The sequence below is a fragment of the Acinetobacter sp. RF14B genome, from assembly GCF_006864105.1.
Lineage (GTDB): Bacteria > Pseudomonadota > Gammaproteobacteria > Pseudomonadales > Moraxellaceae > Acinetobacter > Acinetobacter lwoffii_C.
Map to the genome: position 1 here is coordinate 1 of NZ_SMTB01000225.1, position 558 is coordinate 558.

At 58.2% G+C, this 558-nt stretch carries 1 protein-coding gene; it reads right to left on the bottom strand.

Going from position 1 to position 558, the window contains the following annotated elements; translation table 11 throughout:
* Positions 1 to 530: AMP-binding protein (locus E2K52_RS14635; protein ID WP_201798522.1), on the bottom strand; the 530-nt coding region annotated here is incomplete at its 3' end.
* Between the last annotated feature and the right edge of the window lie 28 nt (positions 531 to 558).

Below are 558 nucleotides of genomic sequence, written 5' to 3' on the forward strand. Positions count from 1 at the left end.
GGCCTGCCGGTGGAGCCAGAGGTAAAGATGATATAAGCCGTGTGATGCGGTTGTGAAAGTTGCAGCGGCGCACTGCCCTGCGGTGTAAGCGGGGCGTTATAGCAAAGGTTGGTTAAATCTGGAACATCGGCAAAGCGCGGCAGTTGATCGTCGGTGGTGATTAACAGCGACGGACGCGCATCTTCTAGCATCATTTTCAGGCGATCGTCCGGATAACCGGTATCCAGCGGTAGCCAGGCCGCACCTGCTTCAACAATCGCATGTAGCGCCAGGGTCACAAAGACCGAGCGCGGTAGCGCCACCGCTACGCTGTCGCCCGGTTTAACGCCGCGCTCACGCAGCAGATTCGCCAGCGCCACCACCTGCTCACGCATTTCCCGATAGCTGAACTGGTAATGCGCATCTGCCAGCGCCGGAGCATCCGGAGTTTTTGCCGCTTGTTCTGCCACCAGAGCGCTAAGCGTGGTTTCTGGAATCTCAACCTGAGTGGCGTTGATCTGCGCCAGCTGCGCGTATTCACCTGGCAGCATAATATCGACATCACCGCACAACAGCGCC